This window comes from Sinomonas susongensis, from assembly GCF_005877005.1.
GTDB lineage: Bacteria > Actinomycetota > Actinomycetes > Actinomycetales > Micrococcaceae > Sinomonas > Sinomonas susongensis.
Map to the genome: position 1 here is coordinate 177569 of NZ_SSNH01000006.1, position 20233 is coordinate 197801.

General features: G+C 66.4%; 17 protein-coding genes. 15 read left to right on the forward strand and 2 right to left on the reverse strand.

Annotated elements, in window-relative coordinates; all coding sequences use genetic code 11:
• Window positions 1–33: 33 nt before the first annotated feature.
• The 3 genes from E6A21_RS10050 to E6A21_RS10060 all read left to right on the forward strand — a co-directional run bounded on the left by E6A21_RS10050 (window position 34) and on the right by E6A21_RS10060 (window position 3208).
• Complete coding sequence (locus tag E6A21_RS10050; protein ID WP_138444003.1) at window positions 34–831, forward strand: ANTAR domain-containing protein; 798 nt, start codon at window positions 34–36, stop codon at window positions 829–831.
• A gap of 165 nt (window positions 832–996) precedes the next feature.
• Window positions 997–2688, forward strand: coding sequence for a sensor histidine kinase (locus E6A21_RS10055; protein WP_138444004.1), 1692 nt, complete (start codon window positions 997–999; stop codon window positions 2686–2688).
• Between the two features lie 163 nt (window positions 2689–2851).
• Window positions 2852–3208: an SPW repeat protein gene (locus E6A21_RS10060; protein ID WP_138444005.1), complete on the forward strand. Its 357-nt coding sequence runs from the start codon at window positions 2852–2854 to the stop codon at window positions 3206–3208.
• A 50-nt stretch (window positions 3209–3258) separates the two neighbouring features.
• On the opposite strand, the gene E6A21_RS10065 is transcribed toward E6A21_RS10060, so the two are convergent.
• The gene (locus E6A21_RS10065; RefSeq protein WP_246036342.1) at window positions 3259–5265 is read right to left on the reverse strand and encodes an amylosucrase; all 2007 of its coding nucleotides are present in this window, start codon (window positions 5263–5265) and stop codon (window positions 3259–3261) included.
• Window positions 5266–5459: 194 nt separating this feature from the next.
• Here E6A21_RS10065 and E6A21_RS10070 point away from each other — a divergent pair, with 194 nt between their 5' ends.
• From E6A21_RS10070 to E6A21_RS18020, 4 genes are all read left to right on the forward strand, one after another.
• Window positions 5460–7775 carry an LGFP repeat-containing protein gene (locus E6A21_RS10070; protein WP_138444006.1) on the forward strand — a complete coding sequence of 772 codons (2316 nt, stop codon included), beginning with the start codon at window positions 5460–5462 and terminating at the stop codon, window positions 7773–7775.
• 91 nt (window positions 7776–7866) lie between these two features.
• Complete coding sequence (locus E6A21_RS10075) at window positions 7867–8070, forward strand: cold-shock protein (protein WP_138444007.1); 204 nt, start codon at window positions 7867–7869, stop codon at window positions 8068–8070.
• A gap of 126 nt (window positions 8071–8196) precedes the next feature.
• Complete coding sequence (locus E6A21_RS10080; protein ID WP_425471540.1) at window positions 8197–9318, forward strand: fatty acid desaturase family protein; 1122 nt, start codon at window positions 8197–8199, stop codon at window positions 9316–9318.
• Between the two features lie 31 nt (window positions 9319–9349).
• Window positions 9350–9667 (forward strand): MDR/zinc-dependent alcohol dehydrogenase-like family protein, encoded by a 318-nt coding sequence (locus E6A21_RS18020; RefSeq protein ID WP_212745904.1) that lies wholly within the window; start codon window positions 9350–9352, stop codon window positions 9665–9667.
• 18 nt (window positions 9668–9685) lie between these two features.
• On the opposite strand, the gene E6A21_RS10090 is transcribed toward E6A21_RS18020, so the two are convergent.
• Complete coding sequence (locus E6A21_RS10090) at window positions 9686–10726, reverse strand: NAD(P)-dependent alcohol dehydrogenase (protein WP_138444008.1); 1041 nt, start codon at window positions 10724–10726, stop codon at window positions 9686–9688.
• Window positions 10727–10922: 196 nt separating this feature from the next.
• Here E6A21_RS10090 and E6A21_RS10095 point away from each other — a divergent pair, with 196 nt between their 5' ends.
• The 8 genes from E6A21_RS10095 (at window position 10923) to E6A21_RS10130 (ending at window position 20231) form a co-directional block, all read left to right on the forward strand.
• The gene (locus E6A21_RS10095; protein WP_138444009.1) at window positions 10923–12455 is read left to right on the forward strand and encodes a sodium:solute symporter family protein; all 1533 of its coding nucleotides are present in this window, start codon (window positions 10923–10925) and stop codon (window positions 12453–12455) included.
• Window positions 12456–12691: 236 nt separating this feature from the next.
• Window positions 12692–13720, forward strand: a complete 1029-nt coding sequence (locus tag E6A21_RS10100) for an AGE family epimerase/isomerase (RefSeq protein WP_212745905.1) — start codon at window positions 12692–12694, stop codon at window positions 13718–13720.
• A complete protein-coding gene (locus E6A21_RS10105) occupies window positions 13717–14466 on the forward strand; it encodes a 6-phosphogluconolactonase (RefSeq protein ID WP_212745906.1) in 750 nt (249 codons plus the stop codon). Before E6A21_RS10100 ends, E6A21_RS10105 begins: the two co-directional genes overlap by 4 nt.
• A 5-nt stretch (window positions 14467–14471) precedes the next feature.
• Window positions 14472–15272 carry a sugar isomerase domain-containing protein gene (locus tag E6A21_RS10110; protein ID WP_212745907.1) on the forward strand — a complete coding sequence of 267 codons (801 nt, stop codon included), beginning with the start codon at window positions 14472–14474 and terminating at the stop codon, window positions 15270–15272.
• Window positions 15272–16441, forward strand: coding sequence for an N-acetylglucosamine-6-phosphate deacetylase (locus tag E6A21_RS10115; protein WP_138444011.1), 1170 nt, complete (start codon window positions 15272–15274; stop codon window positions 16439–16441). The genes E6A21_RS10110 and E6A21_RS10115 overlap by 1 nt, the downstream gene beginning before the upstream one ends.
• Window positions 16438–17721 carry a neutral/alkaline non-lysosomal ceramidase N-terminal domain-containing protein gene (locus tag E6A21_RS10120; RefSeq protein ID WP_171041351.1) on the forward strand — a complete coding sequence of 428 codons (1284 nt, stop codon included), beginning with the start codon at window positions 16438–16440 and terminating at the stop codon, window positions 17719–17721. The genes E6A21_RS10115 and E6A21_RS10120 overlap by 4 nt, the downstream gene beginning before the upstream one ends.
• Window positions 17718–18707: a LacI family DNA-binding transcriptional regulator gene (locus tag E6A21_RS10125; protein WP_171041352.1), complete on the forward strand. Its 990-nt coding sequence runs from the start codon at window positions 17718–17720 to the stop codon at window positions 18705–18707. The genes E6A21_RS10120 and E6A21_RS10125 overlap by 4 nt, the downstream gene beginning before the upstream one ends.
• Before the next feature lie 78 nt (window positions 18708–18785).
• Window positions 18786–20231: an MFS transporter gene (locus tag E6A21_RS10130; RefSeq protein WP_138444013.1), complete on the forward strand. Its 1446-nt coding sequence runs from the start codon at window positions 18786–18788 to the stop codon at window positions 20229–20231.
• The last annotated feature ends 2 nt before the right edge of the window (window positions 20232–20233 follow it).

Genomic DNA, 20233 nt, shown 5'->3' on the forward strand with positions numbered 1-20233 from the left:
TTAGGATGCGCTTTTTTGGGGTACAGCCTAAACATGGAGTCAACGAGCCCTACGAACCGCCGGCAGTCCGGGGCGGAGGCTCGGAACGACGATCTGGAACTGGAGTACTCGGAACTGCACCGGCTGCTGCTCGAGCACCGCGCCTTGGAGGATGTTGCCGAGGGCCTCGCCCGCTGGGCTTCCGAGGCGCTCGCCGAGCACTCGGTCGCGTGCGGCATCGCCGTGCAGCGGCCTCGTCGTCCGATCCTCGTCACCGCGAGCGACAAGGCGACCGAACGAACCATGAATGCATGGCTGGCGCGTGAGACGAGCCCGCTCCGATCCGTGCTCGCGGACTCGGTCTCCGTGATCGTGCCCGAGAACGGCGATGGCCGGCGCGGCCCCGCGGGCCATGCCACGGAGATCGCAAATCCCGCCGAGGTGCACGGCAAGCCTGCCGCCGCCGAGCTCCTGATGGCACTCCCGGTTCCCCTCGAGGACGAGGCGCGCGCCGCCCTCGTCATCCTCGGCTCAGAGGCCGAGGTCGACTCCCATGCGCTGCTCGCCGCCGTCGGCCACTGTCGGCGAGCAGTCTCGTGGGTGCTCCGGCTCGCTGCACGCTATGCGCACCAGCAGGAACTCGCCGAACACCGGGCGGCGGCCATGAAGAGCCGGACGGTCATCGACATCGCCATCGGGGTCGTCATCGGACAGAACCGGTGCTCGCCCGAGGAAGGGTTCGAGATCCTCAAGCGGGCCAGCAACGCACGGAACGAGAAGCTTGCGGACGTGGCCCGCACTGTCGTCTCGAGCGTGACGGGCTCGGAGGTCGAGACCAAGTTCGACGCGTGATCCGCCGACGGCCGGCCGGTCCCCTTCAACGACACCCTCGACGGCGCCGTCCCCTCTAGAGCACCACCCTCCTACCACCGAGTAACTTTTACAGTGGTCTGTCACGGTTCCGGTGCTGTGCGATCAAGAGGTGCTGTGCGATCAAGAACAGGGGAAGGGACCACCATGGAGCGGCTGATCGACGTCCTGCTGTTGGGCCGGTATGGGTTCCACGAACTGAGCCTGAGGCGTCGGGTCATCCTCAGCCAGCTGCCACTCAATCTGACGATGGTCCTCACAGTGGTGCTCTTCGGCGTCTCGAACCCCGCTGAGCTCGTCGACCCGGTCTTCGTCCAGGGGCAGGCCGTAGTCCTTGTGCTCCTGGGCCTGTGCGTGGCTGTGCCTTGGGACCGGCTGCCCTACCCGTCATTCCTGGCCATTCCCCTCCTGGACTTCATCCCGGTGGCGCTCCTGCGCGACTCGTCGTCGGCAGTGCTGGCGGGTGCCGGGCTGCTGGCCGTCTTCCCCGTCATGTGGCTCGCAGGTTCGGGCTACCGCCCGAAGCTCACGGTCCCGGCCGCGGGAATCGGTGCCCTCCTGGTGGTCTGGGTTCCTCTCCTGGCTTCGGGGAGCGCGACTCCGCAGGCTCTGGCGGCGCCGCTGATCTACCCGTTCGTGATGCTCGCCATCGGGGTCGCGACGTCGGTCATGACGGCGAGCAGCCAAGCCCAGCAGGCGCGGACCGAGGAGCTGCTGGAACGGAGTGAGACGCGGTACCGGCTCCTCGAGACGATCGTGGATACAGTCGACGTCGGGGTAGTGGTGATTGGGGCCGACGGCCATGACATGCTCATGAACGCCCGTCAGCGGCACCTCCATCGCGCGGCGCTCCCTTCCGGCGTCGAGGATGCCCCGGAGGCTGAGCTCCTGGTCTATCGCGAGGGCTCCGAGGTGCCGGCGCCGCTTGAGGAGCGGCCTGCCGCCCGCGCCGTCGCGGGGGAGGAGTTCGCTCACACCGTCTACCGCCTCGGCAACGGGGGCGCCGCACGGGCCGTGTCCGTGTCCGCCCGCCAGTTCAGGGACGCGGCCGGCCGTCGCGCCGGGACGGTCCTGGCCTTCGCCGACATCACCGACGTCCTCGCCGCAGTGCGGGCCAAGGACAGCTTCCTGGCCGCGATGTCGCACGAATTCCGCACGCCGCTCACCAGCATCATCGGCTACACCGAGCTCCTCGACGCCGAACCGGCCCTCACTCCCGCGGGGCGCGGGGACCTCCACGTCATTGCGCGCAACGCGGGCCACCTGAAGAAGATGGTCGACGACATCCTCGCCGCCGCCACGACCGGCGCGGCCGGAGCCTTGGCCTGGACCAGAGTCGACCTCGCCGAGATCCTCCGGGAAGCCGCGGCCACGGCGCTTCCGGAGGCCGACCACGCCGGAATCCGCCTCGCTGTCCAAGCCGGGGCTCGCCTGCCGGCCTTGGCTGATCTGACGGGGCTCAGGCGCGTCCTGGACAACCTCGTCTCCAACGCCATCAAGTACTCGCCCGACGGCACGGAGGTCACGCTCGCCGCTGCAAGAGAGGGCGAGTGGGCGGTGGTCACCGTCGAGGACCAGGGGATGGGGATGTCCCCGGACGACGTCAAACGGGCCTTCACCCGCTTTCACCGAAGCGACGACGCGAAGCGCTCCGGCACTCCCGGCACCGGGCTCGGCCTCGCCTTGGCGTACGAGGTCGCCGTCCAGCACGGCGGGCGCCTCGACTGCGCGAGCGAGCTCGGGAAGGGGAGCACTTTCACCCTGCGGATCCCTGCCCTGGGAGAAGCCGCCGAGGGCTTGAATGCCGGGCCCTTCCAGCCCGACCACGGCCGAAAATGATGCCCAGTCCGTTACCATGCGTGCCCTTTACAGCATGGGTCGGAGCGTCGTGTACTGATAGAGGCCAGCGGCTCCGGCGCGCCGGCGCGGAAGCACCGACCACCAACCACTGACCGGCTCCCTCGGGAGGCCGGGGGAGCGGAATGTTGGGAGGAGTAACCAAATGAAGAAGTGGACGCGTTGGGAGGACTACGTCGCAGGTATATGCGGCCTGTACGCCGCGCTGTCGGTCTTCTGGACCAATCAGACCGGTTCGTCGATGTCTCTCATGCTCATTTTCGGCATCCTGCTGATCGTTTCGGCAGTGTGCAACCTGGCGCTCCCGGGCACGCCGTGGCTCGAGTACGCGCAGTGCGCTTTCGGAGTCCTGCTGTTCATCTCCCCGTGGATTGGTGCGTACTACGACCACACGGGCGCGGCGTGGACTTCTTGGATCACGGGGATCATCGCGGCGGGTGTCACCGCAGCGGCGATCAAGCCCGCCATCGACACGCATCACAGGATGATGCCTTCGCACTAGGAGACCAGGTCCACCCGATCCGGCCGCGACGCCCAGGCGCCGCGGCCGTTTCATGCCCGGGGCCCGCTCCGCCTGTCCTGCTGGCCCGCCGACCGGTCGGCGAGCCAGACGAACTCGTGGGGAGCGAGGGTGAGCCCGCCGCCGAGCGGCCTGCTGTGCCCAGTCAGGAGGTCGACGGCGTCCGGTGCCAGACCGGAGAGCGTCGCCGCAGCGACGTGCTGAGGCGAGTCGTCGAAGTTGGCGAGGATGACGACGGCGGCCGCCTCCCGCGGACCGGCACCCTCGGTTCCGTCGTCGCCGGGTCGCTCGTCGCGTGGCTGCCCATCGCCTGGCCGCTGATATCCGAGGACGTGCGGATTGTGGGTGTGGAAGCCGATGAGGCGGTTGCCCGCGAACTGGGGCGTCCGTGCCCGCACCGCGAGCATCTGCCGGATTCCGGCATAGACCGCGCCTTCCGGTGTCGATGGGTCGCCACGGTGCCCGTAGCTCCCAGCGGGAAAGTGCGGGCGGTGGACCCACCGGCTGTCCGCCTCGTGGCCGGCCTCCTCGCCGTAGGAGTAGTCGTTGAGCTGCCCGACCTCGTCGCCGAGATACACGAGAGGGATCCCGCCCGTGCTCATGGCGATCGAGTGGACGAGCAGGATGCGACGAACCGCCTCGGGAGAGCCGTCCTCGAGGCCGCACAGTGAGGCGGTCGTGCCGGAGATGCGGCAGTCTCCGGTTCGGGGGTTGTCCTGGAACGCGACTCCGCGGGCGAAGCTGCCGGGGAAGCGGTTTACGTAGAAGGCGTTGAGGAAGCGGCGGTGGTCGAAGGCGTTGATGCCGAGTTCGGCCGCGTCCTCGTCCGCGAACGTCCAGCCGATGTCGTCGTGGCTGCGCACGTAGTTGACCCAGGCCGTACCCGGCGGGAGGTTGTGGCGCCGTTCGAGGGCCTGGGAGAGGAGCCGAGTGTCGCGGGTCGCGAGCGCCTCCCATGTGAGGGCCATCTCGAGCGGGTTGTAGGAGAGCTGGCATTCGGCGGGGTCGACGTACTTGACCACCTCGTCCGGGTGCACGATCGCCTCCGACTTGAACAGGAGCGACGGCGCGGCGAGGCGGCAGACGGCGTTGAAGGCCCGGAGGAGGTCGTGGGCCTGGGGCAGGCTCTCGCAGGCGGTTCCCAGTTGCTTCCAGATGAAGGCGACGGCATCCATGCGCAGGATCTCGACGCCCTGATTCGCGAGGAAGAGCATCTCCGACGCCATCGCCCGGAAGACCGCAGGGTTCGAGTAGTTGAGGTCCCACTGGAAGCTGTGGAACGTGGCCCACACCCACCTCCCGTCGGGAAGCTGCACGAATGATCCCGGGTGGTCGTCTGGGAAGATCTCCCGGACAGTCTGCTCGTAGGCGTCGGGCTCCGTCCGGTCCGGGAAGATCCAGTAGTAGTCCTCGAACTCCGGGTCGCCCGCGGCGGCGCGCTTGGCCCACTCGTGTTCGTTCGAGGTGTGGTTGAAGATGAAGTCCAGAACAAGGCTTATCCCGTGTCGGCGGAGCTCAGCCGCGACGTCCCGGAGCTCGCCCATCGTGCCCACCCGGGGGTTCACCTCCCGGTAGCTCGAGACGGCGTAGCCACCGTCCGAGTTGGGTTCGGGCGCGAGGAACAGGGGCATGAGGTGCAGGTACTTGAGGCCGAGTTCGTCGAAGTAGGGGATGCGTTCGCGGAGTCCCTCGAGGTTCTTGGCGTATCGGTCCACGTAGCAGACGGCGCCGACCATCTCCCGCGATTGGAACCATCCGGGCTCAGCCTCGCGCCGGGCGTCGAGCGCCTTCAGTTCGGCCGGGCGGCGCTCCCACGACTTCGCGCAGTCGACGACGAGCGCGGCGAGCTGATCGAGCCAATCGTCGCGTGAGCCGTAGAGGGAGCGGAAGAGCCGCTCGAGATCCGGGAAGTGCCGCTCGAACCGGCGCCCGAATTCCTCCAGGTCGGTGCCGGCCGTCCGGTCGAGCCCGGGGTCCCGGTCGAGAACAGAGAGGACGTGCCTCTGGCTCTCCAGGCCGACGTTCGCGATGTCTCCCACTCGGCTCCTCCCGCGGCGTGGCGATCCCGGCCCGAAGCGGCCGTGGCACCTACGTTAGTGCTGGGCGCCGCCGCGAGGGAGTGGTTGACGCGCTTAGTCTCGGAGGATGACCCCCTGGAGAAGGGGTTTCTCTGGCCTGTCATATATCAGTAATATTGGCGCGGAATGCGCCAAAGGCGAGAGGACTGACCGACATGGCCAAGCCGGAACACACAGCACATCGAGGTCGCCTCGGGCTTGCCTCGACCGTCGCCGCCGTCCTCCTCGCCGCCGCCCCGGCGACCTCGGCCCTCGCCTCGCCGGGTGGGGCTGCTCCGGCCGCCGTGCCCGCGGGCATCCAGAGGCCCGCCGCCGTCCAGCCCGAGCTCTCCTATCCGCAGCGCACGGCCCAGATCGCGGTCACGATCGTCACGGTCAAGACGACCGACCAGCCCAATGCGACGTACGACTCGACCGCGCTCAACAACTCCTTCCAGTCCGCCCACGACTACTGGCAGACCGTGTCGGCAGGCCACATCACGCTCAACCTCGCCCGAACCGTGCAGGGCATGTCGATCAATCTGTCGTCGACCGCGGACTTCTCCAGCATCACGAACGCCGTCGCTGCCAACCTCGGCTGGTCCGACGCGCCCGACAAGGTGCTCATGGTGATGATCCCGAATGCGAACGTCTCGGTGAGCGGGGTCTCCGGCGCGCTCGGTGTGACGTGGCAGATGGGCAACGCGCTCGGCGACGAGTACGGCCGCATCGTCCTGGCGCAGCAGTCGAGCTTCACCGGGCCAGTCATGACGCACGAACTCGGCCACATCCAAGGCCTCGGGCATTCCAACATCCTGCAGTGCACCGACGGTGCGATGGATTCCCAGATTGTGGGCAGTGCCTTCTCTGACCCAGCATGCTCCTCCCGCGAGTACGGCAACAACAACAGCATCATGGGCATCTCGCAGTACAGCTGGCCGTATCTCGATTCGGTGCTCTTCCAGTACGGCGGCTTCGGCAACGGCAATGAAATCCAGGATGTGGGCACGGCGGGAACCGCCCGGACGTACACGCTCACCCCGTGGGCGGGGACCGGGGCAAGTCGCGGGGTCAAGTTCACCGACCCGGCGACGGGCGAGGTGTACTCCCTCCAGTACAAGGCTCCCGTCGGCTATGACGCCCCGACTGCCACCAGCGGCAACCAGGGAATCCAGATCCTCAAGACTGACATCGACCCGGCGGAGTCGCTGCTCATCCCGCCGAGCACCAAGCCCTACAGCGGCTACTACTCGTACAGCCTTTCCTGGCAGCCCGGCCAGACCTTCACGACCGACGGCGGCACCCAGGTCACCGTCAACTCGGTCTCGTCGTCCTCGGCAACCGTCACGATCACGGCGATGGCCGCGGTCGTGAGCCCCCAGATGGACGCTAAGGCTTCGCAGTGGGGTCTGGGCTCGGCGACCGGCGCGGTCACCGCCATCCGCAACGGCGGCTACTACCGCAACTATCAGGGCGGCGCCGTCATCTGGACGCCGGCAAACGGCGCCATGGTCTCGCACGGTGCGATCCGGTCACGCTGGTCTGCCCTTGGATTCGAGAACGGGCCACTCGGCTATCCGACCACCGACGAGGTCGGTGGCCTCCGCAATGGCGGCGCGTACCAGAACTACGAAGGCGGGGCGATCATCTGGTCCCCGACCACGGGCGCACACTCCTCCATGGGGGCCATCCGCCAGCGCTGGGGGCAGCTCAACTTCGAGATGGGCGCGCTCGGCTACCCGATGACGGAGACCATCACCGGCCTCCGGAACGGCGGCTCGTACCAGAACTACGAGAACGGCGCGATCATCTCGTCGCCGACGGCGGGCACGCACGAGTCCGTGGGGCCGATGCGGACCCGCTGGTCGCAGCTTGGCTTCGAGACCGGAATCCTCGGCTACCCGACGACCAACGTCGTCACGGGGATGGTCAACGGCGGCTCCTACCAGAACTACGAGGGCGGGGCGATCATCTCCTCCCCGACGGCGGGAACCCACGAGTCATACGGGTCGATCCGGCAGGAATGGCAGCAGCTGGGCTTCGAGACGGGGACCCTCGGCTATCCGACGAGCAACGTCGTCACGGGGATCAAGAACGGCGGCTCGTACCAGAACTACGAGAACGGCGCCATCGTCTCCTCGCCCACCACGGGAACCCACGAGTCGTACGGGCCCATCCGGCAGGAGTGGTCGACGACCGGCTTTGAGACCGGAGTGCTCGGGTACCCGACGACCGAGGTCGTCTCGGGCATCAAGAATGGCGGGACCTACCAGAACTACGAGGGCGGCGCGATCATCTGGTCGTCGGCCACGGGAGCGCACGGGTCGTACGGCCCCATCCGTCAGGCCTGGCAGTCGACCGGGTTCGAGACCGGGAAGCTCGGCTACCCGACGAGCGAGGTCTACGCGGTCACGAACGGTACGGCCCAGGACTTCCAGGGCGGGCGCATCGTCTCCAGCAACGGCAGCACGACGATTAGCTATAACTCCTGATCGTCTGTAGACTGATCAGAATGCCCTTACCGGCATACCATGGCCGCTGGCAGTTCCTGCGGCCGAATCAAACAGAAAGTTAAGACTGACTATGGCCACTGGCACCGTCAAATGGTTCAACTCTGAAAAGGGCTTCGGCTTCATCGCGCCGGACGGCGGCGCCCCCGACGTCTTCGCGCACTACAGCGCGATCGTCTCGCAGGGCTTCCGCTCCCTCGAAGAGGGCCAGCAGGTCGAGTTCGACACTGAGCGTGGCCCGAAGGGCCCCCAGGCGACGAACATTCGCCCGCTCTGAGCCAAGCAATCGACTTGAGGGATCAATCGCGTTGAGCGATTGATCGACGGATCCGGCGGGCGGATCGCCCCAGGGGCCCCGCCGCCGGATCCCACCCCAACGAGGGTGACCGCACAATTACATCCACTGAACAGGTGCCTGATCGCCGTAGTCTCTAGCCCCGCACTTCCTTCCTCTTCCGGTCGTCGAACCTATGCGGGCACGGAGACTTTCCCTCCGCTGACCAAGGCCTACCTGGGTCTCTCCCAGACGATCCGCGAGTCGGGCCTCCTACGCCGTGCCCGATGGTTCTACGCGCTCGTAGGCGGAATCCTCCTGGTCGGCCTCGCGGCATGCACCGCCGGTTCGGTTCTTCTGGGTGAGAGCTGGTTCCAGCTCCTCATTGCTGCCGCTCTCGGCATCCTCTTCACGCAGGTGGCGTTCCTCGCGCACGAGGCTGGCCACCGCCAGATCCTCGCGGGCGGACCGGCCAACGATGTGCTGGCCCGAGCCCTCGCCGTTGTAGCCGGGGTGAGCTTCTCGTGGTGGGATTCAAAGCACACACGTCATCATGCGAACCCGAACCGGGTGGGCCGCGATCCAGACATCGAGGTCGACACGGTCTCCTTCCTCGAGGAAGACGCGGCGAAGGCGAGGGGATGGCGGGCCTTCATCACTCGCCGCCAGGGGTGGCTGTTCTTCCCTCTCCTGACGCTCGAGGGCATCAACCTGCACTATCTGAGCTTCCGGCACCTCTTCTCCAGACGCCCGGTCAAGGCACGCTGGACCGAACTGGGCCTGCTCGCACTCCGCTTCGGCCTGGTCCTGGTACCGCTCTTCTGGGGGCTGCCGCTGGGCATGGGATTCGCATTCCTCGGTGTCCAGGTCGCGGTGTTCGGGCTCTACATGGGGGCGACCTTCGCGCCGAACCACAAGGGGATGCCCATCGTGGCAGCTGACGCGAAGCTCGACTTCTTCAGCAAGCAGGTCCGGACCTCGCGGAACATCTCCGGCGGCTGGTGGGCCACGTGGCTCATGGGCGGCCTGAACTACCAGGTGGAGCACCACCTGTTCCCGAGCATGCCGCGGCCGCACCTCGCCAAGGCCCGCAGGCTGGTGCGGGAGCAGTGCGCCCAGCTCGCCGTCCCGTACGCGGAGACGACCATCTGGCGCTCCTACGGGATCGTGATCTCCTACCTCAACAGGGTCGGGCTCGCGGCCCGGGACCCCTTCGAGTGCCCCGTCAGCGCCCGCTTCCGGCGCATCTGAGAGCATCATCGAGTCGACCGCATACAGCGCGGTGCCGATGCTGTCCTCAGGTGCCGAAGGGGTTGCGCCGGATCACGAGAACGACTTCACCCTGCTCTCCGACATCTTCCCGACGGGGTACCACGGCGCCGAACTCGCAGAGGTGAGCCCCGGGCACACCGTCGTCGTGTTCGGTGGGCAGTGCCCGGGGAAGAAGTACAACCGGTACCTGCGCGATCTCATCATCGCGGGCCGCGCCGAGCCCTCCCTCATCGTGTCGCATGAGGTCGGGCTCGACGAGGCTCCGGATGCCTATGAGAAGTTCGACAAGCGCGTAGACGGCTACACGAAGGTGCTACCGCACCCGTGAGCTAGGCGACGCTTCGAGTCACAGCGTGGACGTGTCGATCACGAACCGGTAGCGGACGTCGCTTGCAACGACGCGGTCCCAGGCCTCGTTGATCTTCTCGGCTGGGATGACCTCGATTTCTGCGCCGAGCCCATGCTCGGCGCAGAAGTCGAGCATCTCCTGCGTCTGGCGGATGCCGCCGTTCTTCGTTCCGGCGAGGCGGCGGCGGAAGCCGACGAGGGAGCCGGGGCCGAAGCTCATCGGGTTCTCCGGGAGTCCGGCCGCGACGAACGTTCCGTCGAGGGCCAGGAGGGACAGGTAGGCGTCGAGGTCCAGGTCGGAGGAGACCGTGCTGACAATCAGGTCGAAGCGACCCTGAAGGTCCTCGAACGTGCTCTCGTCCGAGCTGGCGTAGTAGTGGTCCGCACCGAGCCGGAACGCGTCGTCCTGCTTCTTGAGCGACTGGCTGATGACCGAGACCTCGGCACCGAGCGCGTGGGCGATCTTGACGCCCATGTGCCCGAGGCCGCCCATCCCGACAATTGCGACCTGCTTGCCGGGGCCGGCCTGCCAGGTCTTCAGCGGTGAGTACAGCGTGATTCCGGCGCACAGCAGAGGCGCGGCGACGTCGAGGTCGAGCCCGTCAGGGATCCGCAGGACATAGTCCTCCTCGACGGTGATGTAGGTGCTGTACCCGCCTGCGGTCGGTTTGCCGTCGCGGCCGATGGCGTTGTAGGTGCCGATCTCGCCCTCGAGGCAGTACTGCTCCTCACCGGCGAGGCAGTTGGCGCACTTCCGGCACGAGTCGACGTAGCAGCCGACGCCGACCCTGTCGCCGACGGCGTACTTTTCCACTTCGGCGCCGACCGCCTCGACGACGCCGGCGATCTCGTGGCCAGTGACGATGGGGTACGAGACGGCGCCCCACTCGCCCCGGGCGGTGTGGATGTCCGAGTGGCAGATGCCGGCGAACTTGATCGCGATGAGGACCTCGTGGGGCCCCGGTTCGCGGCGTTCGATGGTGATCGGAACAAGGGGTTCGGTCGCGGACGGCGCCGCGTAAGCACGTGCGGTAGGCATGCTTCCAAGCTACGCACCGTGAGCCTGGCTGTCAGGCCGGAGCCCACTCCCTGCCTTTCCTAGGACTCTCAGACCCACCTTCGCCGATGCCGAAATCCGCCTCCCCAAACCCCTTGTCATGCAAACGTTTGCAGAGAAACATGACGATTCAACGCCCCCCAAACTGGAGGGCCGCGTTCCATCGAGGAGGCTGGAAATGCACATTGGCGATTGGCTCGTTCTGTCTGGCTACTTCGTCGTCATGGTCGGAATCGGCTTGTGGGCGAAGAAGCGTGTCACGAACGCCGCTGACTTCTTTACTGCTGGAGGCCGTATGCCTTGGTGGCTGTCCGGCATCTCTCATCACATGTCCGGATACTCCGCCGCCGTGTTCGTGGCGTACGCCGCCATCGCCTACACCACTGGGTTCGCCCTGTACGTCTGGTGGGCGATCACGATCACCATTGCCTGCCTTATAGGTTCTTTCCTGTTCGCACCACGGTGGCCGCGGCTGAGGCAGCGTCTCGGCATCATCTCGCCGCTCGAATACCTGAGCACCCGCTACAACCTGCCCGCCCAACAGGTGCTCGCCTGGTCAGGCGCCGCACTCAAGGTCTTCGACGTCGCGGCCAAATGGGCCGCCAGCGCCCTGCTCCTCAACGTGTTTGCAGGCGTTCCCGTTGCGCTCGGCGTTCTGATCGTCGGCGGCGTCACGCTGATCTACTCGACCGTGGGCGGCCTTTGGGCGGACGCGCTCACCGATTTCGGCCAGTTCGTCATTCAGCTCGTGGCCGGCATCGCGATGCTCGTCTCTTCGCTGATCCGGCTTGGCGGGGTCTCAGCCATCGGGGGCATCTGGACCAGGCTGCCCGCTTCCCACGCCCAGCCGTTCGGGGGCGACTACACGCTCCCCTTCTTCCTGGCCTACATCCTCATCAGCACCATCTCCTACAACGGCGGCACATGGAACCTTGCCCAGCGCTTCATCGCCTCGCCGACTGGCTCTGCGGCTCGAAAGTCCTTGCTGCTCTCCGGCGCACTCTACTTGTTCTGGCCCCTCGTCCTCTTCTTCCCGATGTGGGCCGCCCCGCTGATACTGCCGAACTTGACTCACCCAGATCAGTCCTACGCGCTACTGACCCAGCAGTTGCTTCCCGTGGGTCTCATCGGACTTGTCGTGGCAGGGATGTTCTCCCACACCATGGCCATGTCCTCGTCTGATGCGAACGCGATCTCCGCCGTCGTCGTTCGAGACATCATCCCGGCCCTCCGCGGATCGCACCGGCCCCTGTCCTCAAAGCTGGAGCTGGCCGCCGGACGCGTGTCAACGTTCCTGTTCATCGGGCTGTCAATGGTCATTGCGCTGAGCGCCAGCTCGTTCGGCGGCGTGCTCGGCCTGATCATCCTGTGGTTCGGCGCGCTGGTCGGCCCGATAGCGGTGCCGATGCTGCTCGGAATGCTCAAGCCGTTCCGTCGCTGCGGCCCGTCGGCAGCACTCTTCTCCTGGGCCGCCGGGCTGATCGTCTTCGCCCTCACCAAGTACGCCTTGGCTGCTCCTATCGCGAGCCTCGGCTCGGCGAGCGCCCAGAGCATCCTGGTGGCCGCACCCATTGTGGCGTCGATCGTCATCTACGTCGTCATGGGCTGGATTCGGCCATGGCACAGCGCCGCCTCGGACGAGCTCGTCGAATCTCTCGACCACGACATGGTCGTCGAGTTGCCTGTGGCCGTGGCGGCTGATGCCTCGTGACTGCGGAAGCGGAGCGAGTCCAGAGCGAGCTGCTCGACAATGTGCTGCCGTGGTGGTTGGAACATGGGGCGGACACCGAGCAGGGAGGAGTCCTGACCTGCTTCTCCAATGACGGACGCCTTCTATCGTCGGAGAAGTACACCTGGTCGCAAGGACGGTGGGCCTGGCTTTGTGCCAGGCTAGCTGCCGCGGCCCGAGGTGGGGCGATCACCTCCGATGCAAGCCAATGGGAGAGGATGGCAGTCGCGACCGCCCGCTTCCTTCAGGACCACACGCTTCTCCCAGGCCCCGTGGTCGCGTACCGGACCAGCGTCGACGGTAGGCCGCTCCCCAGTGGGCGGAACGGAGAACTCGCAGTCAGCGTGCTCGCGGATCTCTTCGCCGCCCTCGGTCTGGCCGGAGCTGCGCGTGTGCCGGGCGCCGCCACGGACGAACGCTCCCAATGGCTCCAGATCTCACACGCACTGCTGCGGCACGCGAGGGAGAGGATCAGTTCGAGGACGGCTCCGTCGGAGCCCTACCCGGTCCGGGCGGGATTCACCGATGCAGCGGGATTCATGCTGCTGCTCAACGTGGGGGCTGAACTGCACCGATCCAGTGGGTCCAGTGAGAGCGCGGAGACCGCCGAGTGGGCTTTGGACCAGCTCCTAGGGGACGGCTCGGACGGGAGCGGGATGTGGCGCCGTGATGCCTGGTGGGAGTACCGCCCGGATGATGACGGCGACCGTGACACCCTGCTTGCCCGGCATCGGACTCCCGGGCACCTTCTGGAGATGACCTGGATGGTGGCGGACGCCGCGGAGGCGATCCCCTCGCTCGGCCCGCGTATCCCGGCGTGGCTCCCGGATCTCGCGGTGCGGGCCCTCGAGCTGGGATGGGACCAGGAGTACGGCGGCATCTTCCGTTACGTCGACGCGGACGGCGGCCAGCCACGTGGCCGATTGTTCGGCGACGACCGTTACGAAGTGCTCGTGCAGCGGACGTGGGACACGAAGCTGTGGTGGGTGCACGTTGAGGCCCTCTACGCCACGCAACGCCTTGCAGCCGAATTTGACCGGGCGGATCTCCGCGAATGGCGCGACCGGCTATGCGCCTACACTCTGGACACCTTCCCCGAGCCCCGGGGAGGGGAATGGACTCAGATCCGCGACCGTCATGGGAGACCGCTTGACGAGGTCGTTGCGCTGCCCGTGAAGGACCCCTTCCACATTGCTCGTGCCTTGCTTCTCATCACTGAACTCGACTCCGAGAGGAACCCCCTGTGACCACGACGACCACCTACCCTGTTGCCGTTTCCTCGTACCCGACGCGGGAGCAAATGGGCCTGCATGCCGGCCGCCGTGCGGCGGCTGCCCTGCGCCGCACCCTCGCCGAGAAGGGAGAGGCAAGGATGATGCTCGCCGCGGCGCCGAGCCAGGAAGCGACGCTTCAGGCCCTTGCGGCCGAACCGGGAATCGAGTGGGCCCAAGTGACCTGCTTCCACATGGACGACTACATCGGTCTTCCCCAGGATGCTCCACAGGGCTTCGGGAATTGGTTGCGCCAGACCTTCTTCACCCACGTGCCGGAGGCGACTTTCCACGCGATCGACACGACTCAGGCGGCGGAAGAGGAATCAGAGCGATACGGCCGCATCATGGGCGAAAAGCCGTTCGACGTCGTCCTGCTCGGCATCGGCGTCAATGGACACCTCGCGTTCAACGACCCGCCGGCAGACCTCAATGATCCGGAACCAGCGCGGGTCATCGCCCTGGATCCCGTGAGCCGCCAGCAACAGGTCGATGAAGGCTTGTTCGGGCGCTTCGAGGATGTCCCGGACCGGGCGATCACCGTGACGATCCCGCGGCTCCTGAACGCCGTCGAAATTATCGGTTCTGTCGCAGGGAAGGCGAAGCGGAACGCAGTGGCCGACACACTGAACCAACCCGTGAGCGGGCAGCATCCCGGTACTGCTCTGCGGACTCATCCCAACGTAGCGCTGTACCTCGACGCAGAGGCAGATCCAAGGTGACCTCGATGAACAAGATGCCTTCAGTGAATGGAGCCGAGAGCGCGGACGTGACTGCGGGCCTGGCCGAGCAGTACTTCCAGAAAGTCACGGGCCTCCTGGAGCGGATTCGTGCCGAAGAGGTTGCCAGCGTAGACAGGATCGCGGCACTCCTGGCCGACCACATCGCGGAAGACCGCCTCATCTACGTTTTCGGACCAGGCGGCCATTCCAACCTTGCCAGTCAGGAGATTTTCTTTCGGGCGGGTGGTCTCATGCATATCTCGGCACTGCTCGACGAGGGGACGCTGCTTTCGAATGGTGCGCTCCGTTCGATGGCCATTGAGCGGACGCCGGGCTACGGGCGAATCGTCATCGACGACGCCGGACTCGGTGCCGGCGACATCCTCATCCTGGTCAATGCCTACGGGATCAATAGCGCACTGATCGATGCGGCCCTGACCGCGAGGGAGAGGTCCGTGACCACTGTCGGCGTCTCGTCGCGATCGCACGCTGATCAGACGAGCGAAGGGCATCCGGCGCGCCATCCCAGCAAGCTGAATCTGCACGACGTCGTCGACTACCACATTGACAGCAAAGTGCCCGTCGGTGACGCCGTGATGGAGATCCCCAACGTCACGGAGAAGACGGCCGCCGTCTCGACATTCGCCAATGCGTTCGCCCTCAACTGGCTCACGACCGCAACGATCGCCAAGCTGAGCGCGAAGGGGATCGATCCTCCCTTGTGGCGCTCCGGGAACGCACCAGGCGGTGATGAGGCGAACGGTAGGTTCATCGAGCGTTTCAAGGGGCGAGTGCGAAAGCTGTGATGATGGCGAGACATGTGCGAGGCAAGGACCCTCATAGCGGCACGACCTTGGAGGTCGCGTACGACGACACGAGAATCGTGTCCGTCACGGATCTCGGAGTACCCGCGGATGCAGAGCTTCCGTATATAGCCCCTGGCTTCATTGACGGCCAGGTCAACGGCTATCGAGGACTGGACATCAACGGCGAGGACATCACCCCCGAAGCGGTCATGGATATTACCGGCGAATTGGCAAAGAAGGGTGTGACCAGCTGGGTTCCGACCATCGTCACCGCCCCCGAGGAAGCCATCGTCAACGCCCTGCAGGTCATCTCGTCCGCCCGGGAGAAAGACCCGATCACCCATGCGGCCGTCCCTTGCGTCCATATCGAAGGTCCGTTCATCTCTGACCAAGACGGCCCACGAGGTGTCCACGATGCACAGTGGGTCCGGCCGCTGGATGCTCAAGAAGTACAACGCTGGAAGAGGGCAAGCCGTCTCGTAGGGATTGTGACAGTCTCGCCCCACACGGCAGACGCAATGCGCCAGATCGCGCGCATGCGTGCCCTTGGGGTTGAAGTTGCCATCGGCCATACGCATGCCACCCCCGAACAGGTGTCGGAGGCCGTGGACGCAGGCGCAACGCTGTCTACGCACTTGGGCAACGGCATCTCTACGACGATTCCTCGGCACCCCAACGTCCTCTGGACGCAGCTCGCCGACGACAGGCTCACGGCCGGACTCATCGCGGACGGTCATCATCTGCCGCCGGAGGCGCTCAAGGTGATGCTCAGGGCCAAAGGCACCGAACGGGCATACCTCGTCTCGGATGCAACTGCCCTCGCCGGGAAGGAACCGGGGCGCTACGAGACCCCGGTTGGCGGGACGGTCGATCTTTCGGAGAACGGCCGCCTCTCGTACGTCGGGACCCAGCTGCTGGCGGGTGCCGCGGCAGACCTTGCGAGCGGCTTCCGGTTCGTGCTCGCAGAGGTGGGTCTGGCCCTTGACGAGGCGCTCAAGCTGGTCACCTCAACTCCCGCCCGGGTCATCCCTTCAACGCGCCCAGGCCTGGGCCACCTCATGCCCGGAGCGCCCGCCGATCTCGTACTCCTAGGCTCCAGCGAGGCGAGCCTCGGCCAGGTGGTGGGCGCGGTGCAGTCAGGCCGCTGGGTAGCGGGCGGTCCGGAGTGAGTGGGAAGCGGGAAGGCGAGCCGCCATTTAGGGTCGGCGCCGCCGTCGTCGACGTCTACCCGCCTCCGGGGACGAGGATGGCGGGCTTCGCAGCCCGGACTGACCCCAGTACGGGAGTCCACGATCCGGTGAGCGTCCGAGCATTGGCGGTAGACGAGACTTGCTTGATCACGGTTGATGCCTGCGGGCTCCACGAGATGACGTGCCACCAGATCGCGAGCGCGTTGCCGGTTCCCACCGGGAACGTGGCCGTCACGGCGACCCACACCCACGCTGGCCCCTGCATCATGCCCGGGCGGCTGGGAGGCCACGACGAGAAGGTGCTCGACCAAGTTGTTGCCGCCGCTGTCAGGGCTGCCGAGGAAGCGATCACCCGTCAGGAACCCGCCGAGCTCTTCTACCGGGAGGCCACCGGCATAGGCGTCGCTTCCAACCGCCGTCATGTGGAGCGGACCATCGACCCCGCTGCCCAGCTGGCTTCCTTTCGCAGGCCGGGCGGCCGGGTCATAGCGTGGGTCCTGCTCTACCCCTGCCATCCGGTCGTCGTCGGGCCCTCGAACCGTCTGATCAGCGGTGACTATCCCGCCTTCGCCCGGAACTCGCTCGAGGCAGGTGCCCCTGGTTCTACCGCATTCTTCCTGCCGGGAGCAGCCGGAGACGTCAACACCGGCCATTCCGCGGAGGCGTCCTACAGCCTCGGAGGAGGATCGGGACGGACCATGGAGGAGGCCAGACGAATCGGCGAGCTTATCGCGCAGAGGGTTCTCGGCGAGCCGGCGCAAAAGATGAGGCCGCTCCCGGAGCGTTCTCCTACGAGTGTTCGGAAACAGAGTGTGAGCCTCCGAATGGAACCCCTCGACAGCTGTGGACCGAGGGAACTGGCGGCCAAATGGTTGGCTGAGGCCGACTCCGCGGATCCGGGCCGCCGAGCCCTCCTCAGGACATGGATCAACTGGGCCGAAGGGTGCACAGCGACCGACGAGCTGATGTGGCTCGCGCCTGTGAGCGTCATCAGATGGGGGTCACTCACAATCGTCGCTCTGCCCGGTGAGCCCTTTCTCGAAACGGCAGACGCCGCAGCAGCCGGGATTGGCGGTACGGTGATGGTCACGGGGTACACGAATGGGTGCCCGGGGTACCTCCCCCCACAGGATGAATACGAATTCGGAGGCTACGAAGTCATCGATGCACACCGTTACTACGGCATGCCGGCGCCGTTCGCCCGCGGGAGTGCGGAAGAACTGGTGCGCGCAGCCGTCAGATTAGCCAGCCACCAGTGATTCCACGGCCGACCATCACCCAGCTTGCGGCGCAGCTCGGCGTTTCCCCGTCGACAGTCTCGCGCGCCTTTACCCGCCCTGACCTCCTTCGCACCGACACGGTGGACAGGGTGCTCGCGGCCGCCCAAGCCGTTGGCTACGTTCCCAACAACCATGCCAGAGCACTCTCGACGGGCAAAGCCGGAGCCATCGGGCTCATCGTCCCCGATATCGCGAATCCCTTTTTCCCGCCGCTCATCCGCGCGGCTCAGAATCACGCGACCGCCGCCGGCCTGGCCGTCTTCCTTGCGGACAGTGACGAGAACCCGGACCGCGAGGAACGGCTGATCATCGCCATGGCACCGCAGGTCGAGGGGCTCCTCGTCGTGTCCTCGAGGCTTCCCTCGTCGCGTCTCCGTGATCTGTCGGGGCGCTATCGACTCGCGTTGGTTAATCGGGATGTAGGCGGGACATTCAGAGTCTTGCTCGACGCAACGAGTGCCATTCACGCCGCACTGTCCCACCTGGCGGGTCTGGGGCACACCCGGATCGCGTATGTGGGAGGCCCGGAGCGTTCCTGGTCGAACCGCCAGCGTCGAGCGGCTGTGGAGAAGCGATCTCGGGAACTGGGCCTGCACTTCATGTCCTACAGCGCTGGTCCCGGGACGTACGAGGCAGCCAAGGCCCTCAGTAGGACCGTGGTAGGCAACGGGGCGACGGCAGTCATCGCCTTCGACGACGTTCTGGCCCACGGTCTCATGGGAGGCTTCGCGGAAGAGAAGGTGGATGTTCCCGGGGATGTCAGCATCATCGGGTGCGACGATGCCCTCGCGACGACCACTTTCCCTCCTCTTTCCACCATCTCGTTCAGGGTCGACGAAGCAGCCGCCGAGGCTGTCCACGCCTTGACCGCGCACTCGAGCCCGGGGACCCTCCCCGCCACCAGGGTGGCTTTCGAGGGAAGCCTCGTGTTGAGGGGAACCACTTCAACACCTAGACGGGACTAATTCGGTTCCCCTCGTGGTTCACGCTTGAGGACGCTGGCCATTCGTGCCACTCACCCCTTCACAGAAGAGACGGAACACATGACGAACAAACACGCCGAAGGAGTGGGTTTCCGCTCCGAGCGTGGCCCCATCCTGATCGCACTGATGCTCACGACCGCTCTGGTCGCCATCGATTCGACGATTGTCGCGACCGCGGTCCCGTCCATCGTCCGCGACGTGGGCGGGTTCTCGTCCTTCCCGTGGCTCTTCTCCGGCTACCTGCTCGCGCAGGCCGTCTCGGTGCCTGTCTACGCGAAGCTCTCCGACATGGTCGGCCGCAAGCCGATCGTCCTTGCCGGCATCGGCCTCTTCCTCCTCGGCTCGATCCTCTGCGGCATCGCCGTCAGCATGCCGGCGCTCATCGCGTTCCGGGTCCTCCAGGGCCTCGGCGCCGGAGCCGTCCAGCCCATGGCGATCACGATCGCGGGCGACATCTACTCCCTCGCCGAGCGTGCGAAGGTCCAGGGCTACCTCGCGAGCGTGTGGGCCATCTCGTCCGTCGTCGGGCCGACGCTCGGCGGCGTGTTCTCGTCGCTCGGCATCTGGCGCGGGATCTTCCTCATCAACGTCCCGCTCTGCCTGCTTGCCGGCTGGATGCTCATCCGCACGTTCCACGAAAACGTCGAACGTGCCCGGCACCGCATTGACTACCTCGGGTCCGCGCTCCTCACCGGGGCCATGACGCTCATCATCCTCGGTGCTCTCGAGGGCGGGCAGGCCTGGGGCTGGAACTCGCCCCTCGGCATCGGTGTCTTCGTGATCGGCGCGGTGCTGCTCGTCATCTTCGTGTTCGTCGAGCGGCGCGCTGCCGAGCCGGTCCTGCCGATGTGGGTTGTCTCGCGCAGGCTCCTGCTCACCACGACGCTCGTCTCCTTCGGCGTCGGCGCCATCATCCTCGGTCTCACGTCGTATGTGCCCACGTTCCTCGAAGGTTCCCTCTCGGTCTCGCCGGTGCTCGCGGGCCTTGCCCTCGCCGCGTTGACGATCGGCTGGCCCATCAGCGCGTCCCAGTCCGGGAAGCTCTATCTCCGGATCGGATTCCGCAACACGGCCCTCATCGGGATCGTGATCTCGGTGGCCGGCGCGGCGGTCCTGGCCCTGACCGCTCAGGCACCGACCGTCCTGCTCGTTGCGGTGAGCTGCTTCGTCGTCGGCCTGGGCCTGGGCCTCGTTGCGACGCCGACCCTCATCGCCGCCCAGTCGAGCGTGGAATGGAACGAGCGCGGCGTCGTCACCGGCACCAACATGTTCGCGCGCTCGATCGGCAGCTCCCTCGGCGTCGCGGTGTTCGGTGCGGTTGCGAACGCGATCTACGCGGCCACGCCGGGCGGCAGCTCGAACCCCCACACGATCATCTCGGCGTCGGACACGGTGTTCTTCGCAGTCCTGATCTGCACCCTGCTCACGGTTGCCGCCGTCGTCGGGATGCCGCGCACGGAGCGTGAGGTCCCCGCGCCGGCACAGCGCGCGGCCGCCTCGTCCTGAAC

What these genes read in the sequence shown, in the direction of transcription:
- E6A21_RS10050 (WP_138444003.1), top strand. Translation starts at nt 34, where the DNA reads ATGGAGTCAACGAGCCCTACGAACCGCCGGCAGTCCGGGGCGGAGGCT.
- E6A21_RS10055 (WP_138444004.1), top strand. Translation starts at nt 997, where the DNA reads ATGGAGCGGCTGATCGACGTCCTGCTGTTGGGCCGGTATGGGTTCCAC.
- E6A21_RS10060 (WP_138444005.1), top strand. Translation starts at nt 2,852, where the DNA reads ATGAAGAAGTGGACGCGTTGGGAGGACTACGTCGCAGGTATATGCGGC.
- E6A21_RS10070 (WP_138444006.1), top strand. Translation starts at nt 5,460, where the DNA reads ATGGCCAAGCCGGAACACACAGCACATCGAGGTCGCCTCGGGCTTGCC.
- E6A21_RS10075 (WP_138444007.1), top strand. Translation starts at nt 7,867, where the DNA reads ATGGCCACTGGCACCGTCAAATGGTTCAACTCTGAAAAGGGCTTCGGC.
- E6A21_RS10090 (WP_138444008.1), bottom strand. Translation starts at nt 10,726, where the DNA reads ATGCCTACCGCACGTGCTTACGCGGCGCCGTCCGCGACCGAACCCCTT.
- E6A21_RS10095 (WP_138444009.1), top strand. Translation starts at nt 10,923, where the DNA reads ATGCACATTGGCGATTGGCTCGTTCTGTCTGGCTACTTCGTCGTCATG.
- E6A21_RS10100 (WP_212745905.1), top strand. Translation starts at nt 12,692, where the DNA reads ATGGCAGTCGCGACCGCCCGCTTCCTTCAGGACCACACGCTTCTCCCA.
- E6A21_RS10110 (WP_212745907.1), top strand. Translation starts at nt 14,472, where the DNA reads ATGAACAAGATGCCTTCAGTGAATGGAGCCGAGAGCGCGGACGTGACT.
- E6A21_RS10115 (WP_138444011.1), top strand. Translation starts at nt 15,272, where the DNA reads ATGATGGCGAGACATGTGCGAGGCAAGGACCCTCATAGCGGCACGACC.
- E6A21_RS10130 (WP_138444013.1), top strand. Translation starts at nt 18,786, where the DNA reads ATGACGAACAAACACGCCGAAGGAGTGGGTTTCCGCTCCGAGCGTGGC.